The organism is Lutibacter sp., from assembly GCF_046055765.1.
GTDB lineage: Bacteria > Bacteroidota > Bacteroidia > Flavobacteriales > Flavobacteriaceae > Lutibacter.
Genome location: NZ_JASFZF010000078.1, coordinates 1 through 18,595, shown reverse-complemented (window position 1 = coordinate 18,595; position 18,595 = coordinate 1). Strand labels below are relative to the sequence as shown.

Annotated in this window: 15 protein-coding genes and 1 pseudogene; 10 read left to right on the top strand and 6 right to left on the bottom strand. The window is 29.8% G+C overall.

Translation table 11 applies throughout. From position 1 onward, the window contains the following. Positions 1–18 precede the first annotated feature (18 nt). The 6 genes from groES to miaB all read right to left on the bottom strand — a co-directional run bounded on the left by groES (position 19) and on the right by miaB (position 4,844). The gene (gene groES / locus QM495_RS08025; RefSeq protein ID WP_408671589.1) at positions 19–297 is read right to left on the bottom strand and encodes a co-chaperone GroES; all 279 of its coding nucleotides are present in this window, start codon (positions 295–297) and stop codon (positions 19–21) included. Positions 298–464: 167 nt separating this feature from the next. Further along, a complete protein-coding gene (gene secG, locus QM495_RS08020) occupies positions 465–818 on the bottom strand; it encodes a preprotein translocase subunit SecG (RefSeq protein WP_408671588.1) in 354 nt (117 codons plus the stop codon). Further along, positions 815–1,612, bottom strand: coding sequence for a hypothetical protein (locus QM495_RS08015; protein ID WP_408671587.1), 798 nt, complete (start codon positions 1,610–1,612; stop codon positions 815–817). Before QM495_RS08015 ends, secG begins: the two co-directional genes overlap by 4 nt. Positions 1,613–1,616: 4 nt before the next feature. Then, the gene (locus QM495_RS08010; protein WP_408671586.1) at positions 1,617–2,123 is read right to left on the bottom strand and encodes an LptE family protein; all 507 of its coding nucleotides are present in this window, start codon (positions 2,121–2,123) and stop codon (positions 1,617–1,619) included. Positions 2,124–2,172: 49 nt separating this feature from the next. Next, positions 2,173–3,408 (bottom strand): sigma 54-interacting transcriptional regulator, encoded by a 1,236-nt coding sequence (locus tag QM495_RS08005; RefSeq protein WP_408671585.1) that lies wholly within the window; start codon positions 3,406–3,408, stop codon positions 2,173–2,175. Positions 3,409–3,410: 2 nt separating this feature from the next. Continuing rightward, entirely contained in the window at positions 3,411–4,844 is a 1,434-nt protein-coding gene (gene miaB / locus QM495_RS08000) for a tRNA (N6-isopentenyl adenosine(37)-C2)-methylthiotransferase MiaB (RefSeq protein ID WP_408671584.1), read from the bottom strand. A 249-nt stretch (positions 4,845–5,093) separates the two neighbouring features. On the opposite strand from miaB, the gene QM495_RS07995 reads away from it, so the two are divergent. The 10 genes and pseudogenes from QM495_RS07995 to QM495_RS07950 form a co-directional block, all read left to right on the top strand. Beyond that, positions 5,094–7,109 carry an ATP-binding protein gene (locus QM495_RS07995; RefSeq protein WP_408671583.1) on the top strand — a complete coding sequence of 672 codons (2,016 nt, stop codon included), beginning with the start codon at positions 5,094–5,096 and terminating at the stop codon, positions 7,107–7,109. Further along, complete coding sequence (locus QM495_RS07990; RefSeq protein ID WP_408671582.1) at positions 7,109–7,735, top strand: response regulator; 627 nt, start codon at positions 7,109–7,111, stop codon at positions 7,733–7,735. Before QM495_RS07995 ends, QM495_RS07990 begins: the two co-directional genes overlap by 1 nt. 124 nt (positions 7,736–7,859) lie before the next feature. Then, entirely contained in the window at positions 7,860–8,354 is a 495-nt protein-coding gene (locus QM495_RS07985; protein WP_408671581.1) for a T9SS type A sorting domain-containing protein, read from the top strand. A gap of 7 nt (positions 8,355–8,361) precedes the next feature. Further along, positions 8,362–9,000, top strand: a complete 639-nt coding sequence (locus QM495_RS07980) for a hypothetical protein (RefSeq protein WP_408671580.1) — start codon at positions 8,362–8,364, stop codon at positions 8,998–9,000. A 16-nt stretch (positions 9,001–9,016) separates the two neighbouring features. After that, positions 9,017–11,794: a hypothetical protein gene (locus QM495_RS07975; protein ID WP_408671579.1), complete on the top strand. Its 2,778-nt coding sequence runs from the start codon at positions 9,017–9,019 to the stop codon at positions 11,792–11,794. A gap of 244 nt (positions 11,795–12,038) precedes the next feature. Continuing rightward, complete coding sequence (gene topA / locus QM495_RS07970) at positions 12,039–14,534, top strand: type I DNA topoisomerase (protein WP_408671578.1); 2,496 nt, start codon at positions 12,039–12,041, stop codon at positions 14,532–14,534. A gap of 49 nt (positions 14,535–14,583) precedes the next feature. Further along, positions 14,584–15,744 carry a formimidoylglutamase gene (locus tag QM495_RS07965; protein WP_408671577.1) on the top strand — a complete coding sequence of 387 codons (1,161 nt, stop codon included), beginning with the start codon at positions 14,584–14,586 and terminating at the stop codon, positions 15,742–15,744. A gap of 116 nt (positions 15,745–15,860) precedes the next feature. Beyond that, positions 15,861–17,219 carry a gliding motility lipoprotein GldK gene (gene gldK / locus QM495_RS07960; protein WP_408671605.1) on the top strand — a complete coding sequence of 453 codons (1,359 nt, stop codon included), beginning with the start codon at positions 15,861–15,863 and terminating at the stop codon, positions 17,217–17,219. A 34-nt stretch (positions 17,220–17,253) separates the two neighbouring features. Next, positions 17,254–17,901 (top strand): gliding motility protein GldL, encoded by a 648-nt coding sequence (gene gldL, locus QM495_RS07955; protein ID WP_408671576.1) that lies wholly within the window; start codon positions 17,254–17,256, stop codon positions 17,899–17,901. Between the two features lie 47 nt (positions 17,902–17,948). Then, positions 17,949–18,595 (top strand): annotated as a pseudogene (locus tag QM495_RS07950) (gliding motility protein GldM); the annotation flags it as partial.

Below are 18,595 nucleotides of genomic sequence, written 5' to 3'. Positions count from 1 at the left end.
TTTTGTTTTCTTTAAAATTTAAATAATTGCTAAAATATCTGCTTCTCTCATAATTAAATATTCTGTCTCTTCTAATACAAGTTCAGTGCCAGCATATTTCCCAAACAATACGGTATCACCAACTTTAACAGTCATTGGTTTATCTTTTGTACCGTTACCAATTGCAATTACAGTTCCTTCTTGTTGCTTTTCTTTTGCTGAATCTGGAATAATTAATCCTGAAGCTGTAGTAGTTTCGGCTTCAATAGGTTTTACTAAAACTCTATCGGATAATGGTTTAATATTTATTTTACTCATTTGTAGTTAAGTTTAAATTTTATTAATTCTTTTGAAATAAGCTTTCCAAAAGTATGCCAATTCAGTAAAACTGACAAATGTACTTTTAATAGAGAGTATCTAAAAAACAAAAATGCCAACGTGTCATTTACGTTGGCATTTTAATTATCTATTTCTTGAAATATTTATTATTGAGCTGAATCTTTTAAAGATGTTGTTGCAGTTTGTTCAACTGGTAACGCTGGTGTATCTTGTACTTCACGATTTTCAATAGTATTTTCAATTTCTGAACTTGCATTAACAATATTTACTTTTGGTGCTACAAAATTTGATAGTAAAATTAGGGTAAGTAACATGATTGATAGTGTCCAAGTACTTTTATCTAAAAAGTTAGTTGTATTTTGAACACCTCCAAGTGATTGTGTTCCACCACCACCAAAAGAAGAAGATAATCCTCCACCTTTAGGGTTTTGTACCATAATAATTAGTATTAGCAAAAATGCTACAATCATAATTAGAATTAAAAATAGCGTATATATCATGACTTATTTTTTTGTAAAATTTTTATTGCTTTAATTCGGTCTGCAAAGAAACCACTTTTTTCTGGATATTTCAAACTTAAAATGTGATAAGCTTTTATGGCATTTTCGTACTTTTTCTGTTCTAAATATACTTTAGCTAAAGTTTCAGTCATTAGACTATTATTTTCTTTGGAGCTTTCTTTAGAAATATCAGTATTTTTACGATTTTTATCTACTGGTTTTATTTTTGGATTTGTTTTAATAAAGGTATCGATAACACTAAATTTATCTATTTCTTTTTGTTCTCTTTCAATAGGTTTTTGATTAACTAATTGCATCCATTCATTAAATGAATGTGGTTCGATACTGCTGAATTGAATTGGTTTTCCAATTTCTAAAATTTCAGACGCTTGTTGTGTTGTTTCCTCAATTTTTTTAACGGAAGGTTTAATAGCTACTTTTTCTTCAATACTTGCATCAAGTGAATCTGTTATTTTTTGATGTAATATTTTAACAGTTTCAGCTTCAATAATTTCAATGTCTTCTAATAATTCTTCTTTTAAATTTATTTTATTTATAAATATTGGAGATGTAATAAAGTCAAAAAGTACTTTTCTATTAATTGTGTAAGCAGCTGTTTTTTTTAATGCGGAGTTGTATTTATAACTTTTGGTTTTGTTAAGTCCATTTAGCCATAGAGCTTTAGCAGATTGAAAATAAGGGAACTCATCAACAATTTCTTCTAATTGTTGTGTTTTTAAAGTATTTATACTTTTGGGATTTTGTAATAAATATGTGTAATCAGTACTATTCATTAGTTTACCACTTTGCTACTGAAGCATTAAAAATATCTTGTGTTATGCGTTCCAAAATTTCATTAAATGCATCATCTAAAATACTACCAGTTAGCTGTGCATTAGCATCAAAATCATAATAGTGAGAGAAAGTTCGCTCAAAATTATCTTCTTCAACGATATTGTTATAAAAACGAACATTTACTGTAATTGTAAGTCTGTTTTGTGCAGCTGTTTGATCAGCAGTAGCTGTCATTGGGTTAATTTTATACCCTGTAATTTCTCCTTCAAACTGTAAATCCCCACCCGATTTTACGGAAGTTAAATTTGTTTGTGTTGTAAACAAATCTTGAAACCTTATGGTAAATTCTTGACTTAATGACGGTTCAACTAATATTGCGTTGTTTGGAAAATAATCTATTTGTACCGTTTTTACATTTGGATTAATGGTGGTTCCTGTGAATGAATAAATGCCACAACTTTGAGTTGTAACTATTAATAGAAATATAATTAAGTAACTAAATTTTTTCATTAAAATGTTTTAAATATGCTTTGAGAAACATCAAAGTTAATTATTTAAACTATAAATCGTATTGTTTTATTTTACGATATAAAGTTCTTTCAGAAATTCCTAATTCTTTAGCTGCTAGTTTTCGTTTACCATTGTTTCTTTCTAATGATTTTTTTATTAGTTCAATTTCTTTGTCTTGAATAGATAAACTTTCATCGGCATCTATAGTTTCAGCAAATTCATAATTTTTGTTATCGCTATAATTTTCGTTAATTCGAACTACTTCAACTTCATTTTCATGAGGAACTTTAGAAGTTTCTTCTTTATATATTTTTTCAATTAGGCTTTTATTTTCTTTCTGTACCTTATCAGTATCACCACTCTCCATTAAATCTAACGTTAATTTCTTTAAATCGTTGATATCATTCCGCATATCAAGTAAAATTTTATACATAATATCTCGTTCGTTGGCAAAATCACTATTTGATTTTTCACTATTAATTACTGATGGTAAATTAGTGCCTTTATTAGGTAAATATTGTAATAAATTTTCTGAAGAAATTTCTCGATTTTCTTCAACTACAGAAATTTGTTCAGCGAGATTACGTAATTGTCTAATATTCCCTGGAAAACCATAATTCTCTAACATTTTTATGGCATTATTTGAAAGTCTCACTGTTGGCATTTTATATTTATGAGCAAAATCTGCAGCGAATTTTCTAAATAATAAATGAATGTCAGCCAAACGCTCACGTAAAGGCGGTAAATTTATTTCAATAGTACTTAAACGATAGTATAAATCTTCCCTAAACTTTCCTTTTTCAATAGCTTTTTGCATATTTAAATTAGTTGCTGCAACAATGCGAACATTCGTTTTTTGTACCTGTGAAGACCCCACTTTTATGAACTCACCATTTTCTAAAACACGCAATAATCTAACTTGTGTAGTTAATGGCAATTCACCAACTTCATCTAAAAAGATAGTACCACCATCAGTGACTTCAAAATATCCTTTACGTGCAGCAGTTGCTCCTGTAAAAGCACCTTTTTCATGTCCAAAAAGTTCACTATCAATAGTTCCTTCAGGAATTGCACCACAGTTTACAGCAATGTACTTGGCGTGTTTTCTATGTGATAAATGGTGAATTATTTTGGGAATATTTTCTTTACCAACACCACTTTCGCCAGTTACCAATACAGAAATATCTGTTGGTGCAACTCTAATGGCTTTTTCAAGTGACCTATTTAAATGAATATCGTTTCCAATAATTTCAAAACGTTGTTTTATTACTTGTAATGATTCCATAACTAAACTCTTTTTCCTAGTAAGGTTGCTGAGGTACAATTTTCGATATAAACATTTACAAAATCACCAATTTTTTCATTCCCTTTTGGGAAAACAGCAACGGCATTTTGAGAATTTCGACCTTTCCAATGGGCATCCGATTTTTTGGAAGTACCTTCTATTAATATTTCAACAGTTTTACCAACAAATTTTTCTAAGCGGTATAGGCTGTGTTTTTGTTGAATTTGAATTATCTCAGCTAAACGTCTTTTTTTAACAGCTAAAGGAATATCGTCTGGCATTTTTTTAGCAGCAGGTGTTCCTGGTCTTTCTGAATAGGCAAACATAAACCCAAAATCGTATTTGACATACTCTAATAAACTTAAAGTATTTTGATGCTCTTCTTCAATTTCTCCGCAAAAACCAGTCATCATATCTTGTGATAAAGCACAATCAGGAATTATTTTTTTAATGTTATCAATCAATTCCATGTACTCTTCACGTGTATGTTGTCTATTCATTCTTTTTAATACTGAAGTACTTCCAGATTGAACAGGTAAATGAATATATTTACAAATATTTTCATGTTTTGCCATTGTATGAATTACGTTTAAATCCATATCCTGTGGATTTGAAGTAGAAAAACGAATTCTTATTTTAGGAAATGCAGTAGCAACCATATCTAACAGTTGAGCAAAGCCTATTGCAGTTGCTTTGGCAATTTCTGAAGCATTTTTAAAATCCTTTTTTAAGCCACCACCATACCAAAGGTAACTATCTACATTTTGACCTAGTAGTGTAACTTCTTTGTAATTTTTGTCGCTTAATTGTTTCACTTCTTCTAAAATACTTTTAGGTTCTCTACTGCGTTCTCTACCACGCGTAAATGGAACTACGCAAAAAGTACACATATTATCACAACCTCTTGTTATCGATACAAAAGCTGAAACACCATTACTATTTAAACGAACTGGAGAAACATCTGCATAGGTTTCTTCTTTAGATAAAATAACATTTATTGCATCACGGCCTGAGCCCACTTCTTCTAATAAATTAGGTAAATCTCTGTAAGCATCTGGACCAACAACTAAATCAACTATTTTTTCTTCTTCTAAAAATTTAGCTTTTAAACGTTCTGCCATACAACCCAAAACGCCCACTTTCATTGTTGGGTTAATTTTTTTTATAGCATTGTATTTTTGCAGACGTTTACGAACTGTTTGCTCAGCTTTTTCTCTAATTGAACAGGTATTTACTAATACTAAATCGGCTTCCTCTATTAAATGTGTAGTGTTGTATCCTTCTTTAGAAAGAATTGAGGCAACTATTTCACTATCGTTTAAATTCATTTGGCAACCATAACTTTCTATATACAGTTTTTTACTATTACCTTCTTTTTTATCTGTTAAAAGTGCTTGACCTTGATTTTTTTCTTCTATTACTTTTTCGCTACCCATATATCTTATATATTCAATTGCAAAGATATAACCAATTTTTGAAAAATATGACAGATTGGCAGAATTTTAACAGAGAGAATGTTTCTAGATATAGTGCGTATTGTTGTTATTTAGTAAAGCCATACAACTTTAGTTAGGAGGAATTTATTTAAAAGAATATTTAAAATTCAAAATTTTGACAAACTGTTTAGAGAATTCTTAGAAGAGCAGTTGGAAGCAAAGTAGTTTAATTTTTCTATATTTATCACAATGAAAAATCTCCTAACCCTATTTATTCTTTTTACCATAAGTTTAACTGCTCAAGAAGTTCCTTCAAAAATCCAAGTAGATGCATTAACAAATAAAGTTGAAAAAGCTACGAATAAAGAACGATTGGTATTACTTAATAGTTTAACTTCTTTGGTGTGGAGAAAAAAAGGATTCCCGTTTGATTCGCTTGCAAAAGAGACAATTAATTTATCCTTACAATTAGATTCAGCAGATTTAGCAGCTTATCACATAGTAAATAGAATGTATTATTTTACAGGAGCAAAAGGAGATTTGCTTTCTTCTGAAAAAATATTTTTAGATTTTGAAAAAAATCATATTTCTCAAGTAAAAACACCTCGTAGGCTGGCAAATTTTTACAAAGCGGGTGCCTTACAATATTATAATATGGATCAATATAACAAAGCAATGTCCTATTATAATAAAGCTTTAGTATCAGCCGTAAAAACAACCGATTCTCAAGCAATAGGTGAAATATATATGGGTAAAGGAATGGTTAATTATAGCTTAGGGAAGTTAATTGAATCTTCTCAAAACCTTCAAAAATCTATTCCATATTTTAAAGCTTCTGGAGGTGTAAATGCCATTATTAATGTGAAAAATATAATGGTGAGTTTATATTCAGGAAACGGGTTTTATAAAGAAGCCGAAAAAGAACGAAAAGAAGCCATTGAACTTGCCAAAAAAGAAGAACATCACTTATTTTTATCACAAATTTATTTTAATTATTCGGCAGAATTAAGAACCCGTGGAAAATTAAAAGAACGTATAAAATATTTGGAAAAGGCATTAAAAGAAGTAGAACAATCTCGTTATAAAGCATATTATAAACCAATTTATTTAGCAGGAATGGTTATTGGCCAAGCTGAAATAAATAATATTTCTAGCGCAAAAAAGTATTGGAAATTATTAGAACAAGAAAAACGAAAAAATGCTCCTGGTGAAACTATAGCTTTTTATAAAGAAGCAAAAATGAGATTGGCTTTTGCGAAAAAACAATACAAACTAGCTTTGCAATATGGAAAAGATTATTATACATATAAGACTAAAATTAAGCAATCTGAAGGATTAGAAGAAGCAGAGCAATTTTTAGCAAAAGTATATGCTGCCCTTGGTGAAGATAAAAAAGCAAATAAGCATTTAATAAAATACCAACAATTAAAAGATTCGGTAACAGGATTAAAAAAAGCAAAAGTTTTATCCTATTACCAAACGCTTTACGAAACTGAAAAACGGGATGCAAAAATTGTGGAACAAGAAAATAAAATTTCACTGTTAGATGCTCAAAACAAAATTAAAAACCAACAAATATTGTTTGGAGCTGTTGGTTTGTTGTTAATTTTTATCATTATTTTTTCCTACCGTTCGTACAGGTTTACGAAGAAAAAACAACTACTAGAACAACAATTTTCGAGAGGTTTATTGCAAGAACAAGAAAAAGAACGAAAAAGGGTTTCTAAAGAGTTACACGATGGAGTAGGGCAAAATTTACTACTTATAAAAAATTCATTAACATTAAATCCCGATAAGACGTCAAAACTTGTAGATAAAACAATAGAAGATATACGATCTATATCACGTAATTTACATCCAATACAGTTAGAAAAATTTGGGCTAACAAAAGCAATAGAAAATATTGTTGAAGATTTAAACAGCCTTACAACTATTTTCTTTTCTGATGAAATTGAAAACATAGATAATTTTTTTCCGAAGGAAAAAGAAATTTATTTATACAGAATAATTCAGGAGTGTTTTAATAACATTATGAAACATTCAGGTGCTACGGCTGCAAAAATTAATATTAAAAAGGATGGAAATAGAGTAACCATTACAATTCAAGATAATGGATCTGGTTTTAATTTTGAAAAAAATAATGAAAAGCAAAAAAGTTTTGGTTTAAAATCTCTACAAGAAAGAGTTGCCTTTTTAAAAGGAAATATTAGCTTTAATTCTGAAAAAAATAAAGGAACCATTATTACCATAATATCTTATAAATAATGGAAGTAAAAATAAAAATAGTAGTTGCAGATGACCATCCTTTATTGTTAGAAGGAATTATTTCAGTGATTGAAAAAGAAATTTTTGGAGTTGAAATATTTAAAGCAAATAATGGTGCTGAAGCATTGCAATTAGTTTCTGAAATTAAACCTGCCATTACAATTTTAGATATTGAAATGCCTTTTTTAGATGGAATTGAAGTTGCAAAAAAAATTAGACAAGCAAAAATTCCAACCAAAATAATTTTTTTAACACTGCATAAAGAGAGAAGTCTTTTTAATGAAATTAATAAACTGGGAATTGAAGGTTATGTACTAAAAGAATTCTCAATAAATCAAATTGCATACTGTATTAAAACTGTAATGTTAGGAAAGAAATATTACAGTAAGGAAATTGAAAATTTTATAGAAGACCCTATTATAGATTTTTCCATTTTTACCAAATCAGAAATTAATGTGCTAAAATTAATTGCTCAAGAAAAAACCACCAAAGAAATAGCAGAAATGTTATTTGTTTCTACAAAAACCATCGATTCTCATAGATACAATATTTGCAAAAAACTCAATTTGAAACCTGAAAAAAATAGTCTTTTAAAGTGGGTTTTTCAAAATTTACCCATTTTCTAAGAGTTAACCCCTAGAAATATCAGGGTCAATCCCTATTTTAAATCCAATAAGAATTTTTGTAAATTGAGAAACTATTAAAATCATATATTGTAATCTAATATTCTACTAACTAAACACTTACAAAATGAAATCAATAACTTTAATGCTTATTGTTTGTTTTTGTTGCTTTTCAATAAATGCGCAAAACTTACAAAGAGTCACCTTAGGAAATAGTGGTTCCTCAACTCAAATCACTAATTCAGAAAACACCTACTACGTTAGCCAAAGTGTGGGGCAATTTAGTGTTACGGGCACATTAATTAATGGTAAAAATACCATTCGTCAAGGATTTCAGCAACCACCAATTAGTGTGGAAGTCATTTCAAATTCCAATTCAGATTTAAATGCTTTGGTATTCCCAAATCCGGTAGATACTTTTATTACGGTACAATTTTTAGAAGAATTAAAATTACCTATCAATATTACTATGTATGACGTAGCAGGTAAGATAATAATAAACACTTCAAAAAACCCAACAAATTCCTTTAAGCTAGATATGGCATTGTATTCTTCAGGAATTTATTTACTAAACTTAAGCTCTGGAAATCGAAAATTTTTAGCACGATTGATTAAAAAATAAACAAATTATGAAAAAATTATACATTTTACTTATAATAGGCAACTTGTTCAGTTTTCAAGCAAATAGTCAACAATTGGTGTTAGAAACAGGTAAAGCTATTACTAGTTTTGATTATAAAAACTCTCAAGGAAATCAACTAGATAATTTACAATCTACTAACCAAAATTATATGTATGTTGGTTATAGAACAAAAATATTTAAAGATTTTATACATGTATCTTTAGGTACCAACTATAGTACTTATGGCGCAATAGGTAGTGATACAAGTGTAAATAGCTACTTTGAATGGGAGACTTCTTATTTAGGTTTAAATCTTGGGCTAGATTTTAGACTTTTTAATATTAAAAAATTTAATTTTTATGTAAAAGGTACATTTTCATCGGAGTTTATTATTCAAGGAACTCAAACACTAAATAATACGGTGTATGATTTGGTAGGAGAAGATGATTTTGACCAAACAAATTACTTTTTTAGAGCTGGTACATTTATAGACTACCCAATTTCAGAAAATGTGAAGCTATTCATTCAATATATGGGAGGCAAAAGTAAACAAATGCGAAATTCAGTTTCAAATTCAGATCAAGAAAAATTAAGATTAGTTACTCATAATTTTGGTTTTGGATTATTTATCAAATTAAAATCATAACTAAAAAAATAATATCATGAAAAAATTTTATTCCCTAATCATAGCACTTTTAATTGGAGCATCTATACATGCACAAACAGATGGTATAAGTTATCAGGCGGTGATTTTAAATCCTCAAAATCAGGAGTTACTAGGCGTAGATGCCTCAGGAACTATTTTACCAAATACAGCAATTAGTATTCGTTTTACAATTACGAATGATAATGGTGGAGTAGATTATCAAGAAATACAAAATACCACTACAGATTCCTTCGGAATAATCAATCTTTTTATAGGGGAAGGAACTCAAACTGGAGGTGTAGATTTTACAGAAATTAATTGGGATGGATTACCAAAAAATCTAGAAGTAGATATTGATTTTAAAGGAGGAAATAACTTTGTGTCACTCGGAAATCAAAAATTAACCTTTGTTCCTTATGCGTACCATAGAGATATCACAGCATCTGGTGATTTAACAGTAGAAGGAGAAACAAACTTCAAAAAAGGTTTAAACATAGATGGAGAAGTTATTTTAAACAATAAATTAACCGTTAAAGGAGAAACAAAATTAGAAAACGAATTGTTAGTTAGTGGTGAAGTAAATTTGGGCAATAATTTAATGGTAAGCGGAAATACAACCTTAAACAAAGAATTAACAGTTAATGGTGATATTATTTTAAGTAAAAATATGTCTGTTGTTGGTGTTTCAACTTTTGAAAATAAAGTTTCTTTAAAAGGAGATATGGATGTAGACGGTCAAACAAATCTTCACAATAATTTAACCGTAGATGGTGATGCAGTTTTAAATCAAAGCATGTCAGTTGTAGGCACATCAACTTTCGATGGAAAAGTAGTTTTAAAAGGAGATATGGATGTAGACGGTCAAACGAACCTTCGAAATAATTTAACCGTAGATGGTGATGCAGTTTTAAATCAAAACATGTCAGTTGTAGGCACATCAACTTTCGATGGAAAAGTAGCTTTAAAAGGAGATATGGATGTAGATGGACAAACAAACCTTCGCAATAATTTAACAGTTGATGGTGATGCAGTTTTAAATCAAAGCATGTTAGTTGTAGGTACTTCAACATTTGAAGGAAAAGTAGCTTTAAAAGGAGATATGGATGTAGACGGTCAAACAAATCTTCACAATAATTTAACCATTGATGGTGATGCAGTTTTAAATCAAAGCATGTCAGTTGTAGGCACATCAACTTTCGATGGAAAAGTAGTTTTAAAAGGAGATATGGATGTAGACGGGCAGACAAACCTTCGCAATAATTTAACTGTAGATGGAGTTACCAACTTAAATAATTCATTAAATGTAACAAATGGTAATTCAACTAATCTTTCAGGAGACTTACTTGTAGAAAAAATAACAAGAATAATAGGAGAATTAAATGTTGATGGAGTTGCAAACCTTAACAGTGATTTGAATGTAGGAAGAGTAACTAATTTGGTAAGTGACTTAAATGTAGGGGGTAATACACTTTTAAAAAGTGATTTAACAGTTGAGGGAACTGCAAATTTCGAGTCTGATTTAACTATGAAAAATTTAGTAGTTAAAAGTGATGGAGGAGCTTATGGAGACCATGTTGCTTTGTTTGAAAATACAAACTCTTCTAATGGGAACACTGCCGATGGTATTGCAATTAGAATACAAGGAAATGTTAGTAACAAATTAGGTTTTAGAAATAGATTTATCACATTTTATGGAAATGATGATTATATAGCAGGAAGAATAGAAAGTTACGATTTATTAGCAGGCGATTTATGGGAATCTTTCCCAATACCAGATTTTGGAAACCTAATTAATATATTTGATTTTAGTAATGTGTTAACTGGAGGTTCATTACCTTCTTTAACAGGAGGTTCATTACCATTATTAAATGTGGGGACATTGCCTTCTTTAAATGTGGGGACATTGCCTTCTTTATATAGAGGTAGAGCACCATCTCTTTCAATAAATTTTACAAAGTTTGAATTTAATTTTGACAATGGCTCATTGCCAAGATTAACAGCAGGTTCGTTTCCAACCTTAAATGGAGGGGCATTTCCAACTTTAAATGGAGGGGTATTCCCAACATTAAATGTGGGCTCATTCCCAACATTAGATTTTAATGGGTTTTGGAATCCTACTGCAGCAGCAGGTGCAGCAAGTGATGTAGGAGCCATGGTTAGTTGGGGAATGCGTAATGGAAATCCTGGTTTTATGCCAGAAACACCTTGGGGATTAGCTTTAGTTCCATTGGTACTTGCCGCAAAACAAGTTGCAATGAATCAAGGTGTAATTTATGGTTCTAAAGGAGCAGATTATGCAGAATGGCTAGAAAAAGAAGATTTAACAGATAAATTTGTATTTGGTGAAGTTGTGGGTGTAAAAGGAGGTAAAATATCTAGAAATACAACAGATGCGGACCAAGTAATGTCAATTTCATTAGCACCAATTGTTTTAGGAAATATGCCAGATGAAGCCAGAAAGAAAGATTTTGAAAAAGTTGGTTTTATGGGGCAGGTTCCTGTATTAACATTAGGAAATGTAGAAATAGGAGATTACATAATTGCAAGTGGTTATAATGATGGTTATGCCAAAGCAGTTAAAATAGAAGAATTACAATTAAAAGAAGTGAAAAATGTAATAGGTAAAGCTTGGTCTAGTTCTAATGGGCAAAAAGTTAGTTTAATTAATGTTTCAGTTGGATTAAAAACGAATGAATGGGTTGAAATAATGAAAAAACAAGAAAATAGATTAGATAAACTTGAATCAAAAATTGAAAAGTTAGAAAAATTAATAAAAAGTATCAGTACATTTTAAGTGGCACCATAGCGTGTATATAAAAAAACATCCATTAAAAAACTGTTTTTAATGGATGTTTTTTTTATGAGAGCTTATTATTTTTGAAAAATAGTAAGTAAAAATAGACTTATTTTTAGAAGTTAAATTCATATTAAATAAATTCTATATACTTTTGCAATCCAAAATCTCGATATGAATCAAAATAATTTTGATGACGAAAAAAGAATTATTGGGAGCTGAAAAAGTAATTTTATAAAGAAATATGGCTAAAAATTTAGTAATAGTTGAGTCACCTGCAAAAGCAAAAACAATAGAGAATTTTTTAGGAAAAGATTTTCAAGTAGAATCTAGTTTTGGACATATTGCAGATTTACCTTCAAAAGAAATTGGAATAAATGTAGACGGTGATTTTATGCCAAAATATGTAGTTGCAACCGATAAAAAAGCAATTGTAAAAAAATTAAAAGATTTAGCAAAAAAAGCAGAGACTGTTTGGTTGGCATCGGATGAGGATCGCGAGGGAGAAGCTATTGCTTGGCATTTATACGAGCAACTAAAATTAAAAAATATTAACACCAAACGAATTGTTTTTCACGAAATTACAAAAAAAGCAATTTTAAAAGCTGTTGAAAATCCAAGAAGTATAGATTACAATTTGGTAAACGCACAACAAGCGCGTAGAGTTTTAGATAGATTAGTTGGATATGAGTTATCGCCAGTGCTTTGGAGAAAAATTAAAGGGGGTTTGTCGGCTGGTAGAGTTCAATCTGTAGCCGTTCGTTTAATTGTTGAAAAAGAACGTGAAATTACTAATTTTAAGCCAAAAGCATCATATAAAGTTATTGCTGAATTTATTACTGAAGGAGGTAAAAAATTTAAAGCATCATTACCTAAAAATTTCGACACAAAAGAAGATGCTGAATCATTTTTAAACTCGTGTATAGCAGTAGATTTTAAAGTAAGTGATTTACAAAAGAAACCAGCTAAAAAAACTCCTGCATCACCATTTACAACTTCAACATTACAACAAGAGGCATCAAGAAAATTGTATTTTCCAGTAGCAAAAACAATGATGATAGCACAACGTTTGTACGAAGCCGGTCTTATTACTTATATGAGAACGGATAGTGTGAACCTTTCTGATGATGCGAAAATTGCTGCACAAGAAGAAATAATAACATCATATGGAGAAGCTTATAGTAAGCCAAGAAATTTCAGAAATAAGTCTAAAGGGGCACAAGAAGCTCACGAAGCTATAAGACCTACTAATATGAGTACACAGTCTGTTTCGGTTGATTTTGACCAAGATAGATTGTACAGCTTAATTTGGAAAAGAACCATTGCTTCTCAAATGAGTGATGCACAGTTAGAACGTACCAATGTTAAAATTACAAACTCAAATAATGATAAAGTTTTCACAGCAAATGGTGAAATGATAAAATTTGACGGTTTTTTAAAGGTGTATTTAGAAGGTACAGATAACGAAGATGAAGAGCAAGAAGGAATGTTGCCTAAAATGATAACTGGTGAAACTTTAATTAATAATTTTATGACTGCAACAGAGCGTTATACAAAAGCTTCATACCGTTATACAGAAGCATCTTTGGTGAAAAGATTAGAGGAATTAGGGATTGGACGTCCGTCCACTTATGCACCAACAATTTCAACAATTCAACGAAGAGAATATGTTGAAAAAGGAACTATTGAGGGAGTAGATAGAAATTATACACAGTTAAAACTAGAAAGTAAAAAAGTAACTACAAAAAATTTAACTGAAAAAGTAGGATCAGATAAAGGAAAATTAATCCCAACTGATATTGGTAATATTGTAAATGACTTCTTAGTAGAAAATTTTTCAAATATTTTAGACTTCGGATTTACAGCAAGAGTAGAGTCTGAATTTGATGCGATTGCTGAAGGAAAAGCAGATTGGATTGAAAGAATTAAAGAATTTTATAATAATTTTCATCCAATTGTTGAAAATGTAGCTGCAAATGCTGAACGAGCAAAAGGAGAACGTTTGCTAGGTGTTGATCCAAAAAGCGGTAAAAATGTGTATGCTCGATTAGGAAGATTTGGAGCAATGATACAAATTGGAGAAGTAAGTGATGAAGAAAAACCTAAGTTTGCAAGTCTTCAAAATGGGCAAACATTAACATCTATTACGTATGAAGAAGCAATGGACTTATTTAAACTTCCAAAGGTTATTGGCAGTTATGAAGATGTTGAGGTGATTGTTGCTAATGGTCGTTTTGGACCTTATATTAAATATGATACCAAGTTTGTATCAATTCCTAGAGATGAAAACCCAATGTCTGTTGATATTAATAGAGCTATTGAACTAATTAAGGAAAAGCAAAAAGCTGATGCGCCCATTGCAGAATACGAAAGTTTCCCAGTTCAAAAAGGTGTTGGACGTTTCGGGCCATTTATTAAATGGAATAGTATTTTTATCAATGTAAATAAAAAATACGATTTTGATAATTTAACCTATGAAAATATTGTTGAATTAATTGAAGATAAAAAACGAAAAGAAATTGAAAAAGTACTTCATAATTGGGAGAAAGAAGGAATTAGAGTTGAAAAAGCACGTTGGGGAAGGTCTAATATTTTAAAGGGTAAAATTAAAATTGAATTACCTAAAACAATAGACGCAACAAAACTAACTTTAGAAGAAGTTAAAGATATAATAGAAAAAAAATCCCCCAAAAAGAAAGCTGCAAAAAAAATAACAAAACGTAAAACAACTAAAAAATAATTTTTTTTGATTAACTTGGCATCGAAAAAGAAAAATTTAAACCCCTAAAATGAATTTTAAATTTCTTAATCCTGTTGATGAAACATTATTGGCACATGCCAAAATGCAGCCAAATCAAACACTTGGTCAATTGATAGAAATTCATACTATTCAAAATGGTTTTCCTGAGATATTAAATAAAAAAATAGCAATTATTGGTGTAGATGAAGATAGAGCATCTATAGGTAATTATGGAACTGGCTCTAATTTGGATGAAATTAGAAAAGAACTATATAAATTATATTCGGGGAATTGGCCTGTAAATGTTGCCGATTTAGGAACTATTAAACAAGGAAATACAATTGAAGATACATACTTTGCTTTAAGTAGTTTACTATCTTATTTAATTAAAAATAAAATTATACCTGTTATAATAGGTGGAAGTCAAGATTTAACTTATGCTAATTATAGAGCATACGATACACTTGAGCAAACAGTAAATATGGTTGCTGTAGATAATAAGTTTGACTTAGGTTCCATTGAAGATGAACTAACTTCGCAATCTTATTTAAGTAAAATTGTAATGAATCAACCAAATAACTTATTTAATTATAGCAATATTGGTTACCAAACGTATTTTAATTCTCAGGATGAAATAGATTTATTAGATCGTTTATTTTTTGATACCTATAGGTTAGGTGAAGTTTCAAATTCAATTCAATTAGTTGAACCATTAATGAGAGATGCAGATATTGTAAGTGTAGATTTATCTTCAATTAGATATGCAGATGCTCCAGCAAATAATAATGCAACACCAAATGGTTTTACAGGTACAGAAATATGTACAATATCACGTTATGCAGGTATAAGTGATAAGGTTTCATCATTTGGTATTTATGAATACAATCCTAAATTTGATATCAAATCACAAACGGCTCAATTAATTTCACAAATGATATGGTATTTTATTGAAGGAGTTAATTATAGAGCTAAAGATTATCCGTTTGGATCGAAAGATAATTATCAAAAATATATTGTTCCAATTGAAGACCAAGTCTTAAATTTTCACAAGAGTAATAAAAGCGGACGATGGTGGATGGAAATTAATTTAAATGATAATAATAAATTTAAGAGACATGCGTTAATACCATGTACTTATCAAGATTATATAAGTGCAACTAATCAGGAAATCCCTGATAGATGGATAAAAACATTAAAAAAATTAGTTTAAAAAAAGCATGTTCAAATACTAAAACACCCTGTTTTATGTTTAAAACAGATTAAAGTAAATATTGTTTTTTAAAATAATTAGTAATAGGTTTGCCTAAATAGATGAAGAAAATTAGTATGAAGAAAATATCACTGTATATTTTAGTAGCTTTATTAGTATATAGCTGTGGCTCTAATGATCAAGGAGAATTAATTGGTGAAAGATCACAAGCAAAATGGCACTCTCAAAAGCCATTAGGAATGGTTTTAATTCCAGGAGGCTCATTTACAATGGGTAAAGAAGATGAAGATATTGCAGGATCTTTAACTACACCAACCAGAACAGTTACTGTTAGACCCTATTATATGGATGAGACAGAAATCACAAATGCAGAATATAAGGAGTTTGTATTTTGGGTAAGAGATTCAATTGTAAGAACAAAGCTTGCAATGCTATCTGAATTAATGTCGGATGATACAAACATCATTTTACCAGATTATCAATTTTCAAATCCTGATACTACAAACATGACGCCTTACCAAAAGTATATGATGAATAACTATGGTAGTTTAGGCGATGTAAACTCTCCATTACAAGGAAGGTTGTTAAATTGGAATGAAGATTTACTTTGGAACACAAGTGAATTTCCTGACGAATATTATTCAGAAGTAATGGATACAATGTATTTGTCAATTGAAAATAGTTTTGATGGTAAAAGAATTTTAGATACTAGAAAATTAAAATTCAAATACTCATGGCTTGATAGAGGAAATGCAGCAAAAGCAAAAGGAGAACGGAAAGATTTTATTAAAAGTGAAATTGTTGAAGTATATCCAGATACTACAGTTTGGGTAAAAGATTTTAATTATTCATATAATGATCCAATGCACCAAGATTATTTTTCTCATCCAGCGTATGAAGATTATCCTGTTGTTGGTGTATCTTGGAGTCAAGCGAAGGCATTTTGTAGTTGGAGAACAAAAAAGAAAAATGATTTTTTACGCTCAAAAAAGAAACCTAGTTCAGTTCCATATTTTAGATTAGCAACTGAGGCAGAGTGGGAATATGCAGCTCGTGGAGGTTTAAATTTCGCAACTTATCCTTGGGGAGGTCCTTATACTACTAGTGATAGAGGTTGTTTTTTAGCTAATTTTAAACCAACGAGAGGAGATTATGCAGTAGATGGTGCACTATATACCATGGAAGCAAAATCATACAATCCAAATGATTATGGTTTGTATAATATGGCTGGAAATGTTTCAGAGTGGACAAATACAGCTTATAACGAAGCTTCATATTATATTGGTTCAACCATGAATCCTAATGTAGAAAATACTAAAAACCATAGAAAAATTATTAGAGGAGGTTCTTGGAAAGATGTAGCATATTTCTTGCAAGTAAGTACTCGTGATTATGAATATGCAGATTCTGCTAGAAGTTATATAGGTTTTAGAACAGTACAAGATTTTCTAGGAACTAATATTGAAGGCAATTAAAATCAACCTTAAACCAAACTAAAAGAAATAAATTATGGCACAAACAAGAAATACAAAAAAAATATTTAACATGGCTTATGGCTTGGGTGCATCTGTTGTGATAATAGGAGCACTTTTTAAACTTACACATTTTCATATAGGTTTTTTAACAGGAAATATTATGCTAACGTTAGGTTTAGTTACAGAAGCAATAATATTTGCTATTTCTGCATTTGAACCTGTTGATGATGATTTAGATTGGAGTTTAGTGTATCCAGAATTAGCAGGAGGAATAGATAGAGATAAAGATAGAAAAGATGCAAGAGAATCACAAAGTTTATTATCTCAAAAGTTAGATACTATGCTAAAAGAAGCTAAGCTAGATGCGGATTTAATGCAAAGTTTGGGTGAAAGTATTCAAAATTTTAAAGGTGCAGCTGAAAACATTGCACCAGCAGTTGATTCAATTGCAGCAACAAATAGATATAGTGAGCAAATGTCAATGGCAGCTGCTCAAATGGAATCATTAAATAGCTTGTATAAAGTTCAGTTAGAAAACTCTAGTAGACAAACTGAAATTAATAATGAAGTTGCAGTGAATTCGGAAAAATTGAAAGAACAAATGGAATCTTTAGCAACAAACCTTTCTTCATTAAATGGAGTTTATGGAGGTATGTTATCTGCAATGTCAAAAAACAATTAGTTAGTTGATTATTAAACGTAAAATTATTAACAAAAAAACTAATTAATATGGCTTCAGGTAAATTATCAGCAAGGCAGAAAATGATTAACCTAATGTACTTAATATTCATTGCTATGTTAGCTATGAATATGTCTAAGGAAGTTCTTTCAGCTTTTGGATTTATGAATGAAAAATTAGTAGACAATAATATGTCTACAACATTAAAAAATAATAAAATTTTAGCTAATATAGCTACAAAAGCAGGTGAACAACCAGAGAAATATAAATCACTTTACGGTACTGCTAAAGAGGTAAATGAATTATCTAATAAATTTAATGAATATTTAGAAAGTAAAAAAAGTTTTTTTCTTGAAGGTAAAGAAAATGTAAAAGATTATGAAGCAATGGATCAAACATCAATTGTTGATGAACATTTTTTTTCTGGAGATAAATTCACGAAAGACGGAAACGAATTTTTAAAAAATATTAACGAATATAGAGTTGAAATAATAAATATTATTGGAGAAGATAGCCCTATTGCTAGTAATATTATGAAGAGATTTGACACCTCTGAGCAAGATGTTGAAGGAGGAAAAGAACCTTGGTTAAAAAATAGATATGAAGGTTTTCCTTTAATTTCAACAATTACTAACATAACTTCTATTCAAACAGATATTAAAACAACACAATCTGAAATTTTTGGAACACTTTTAGG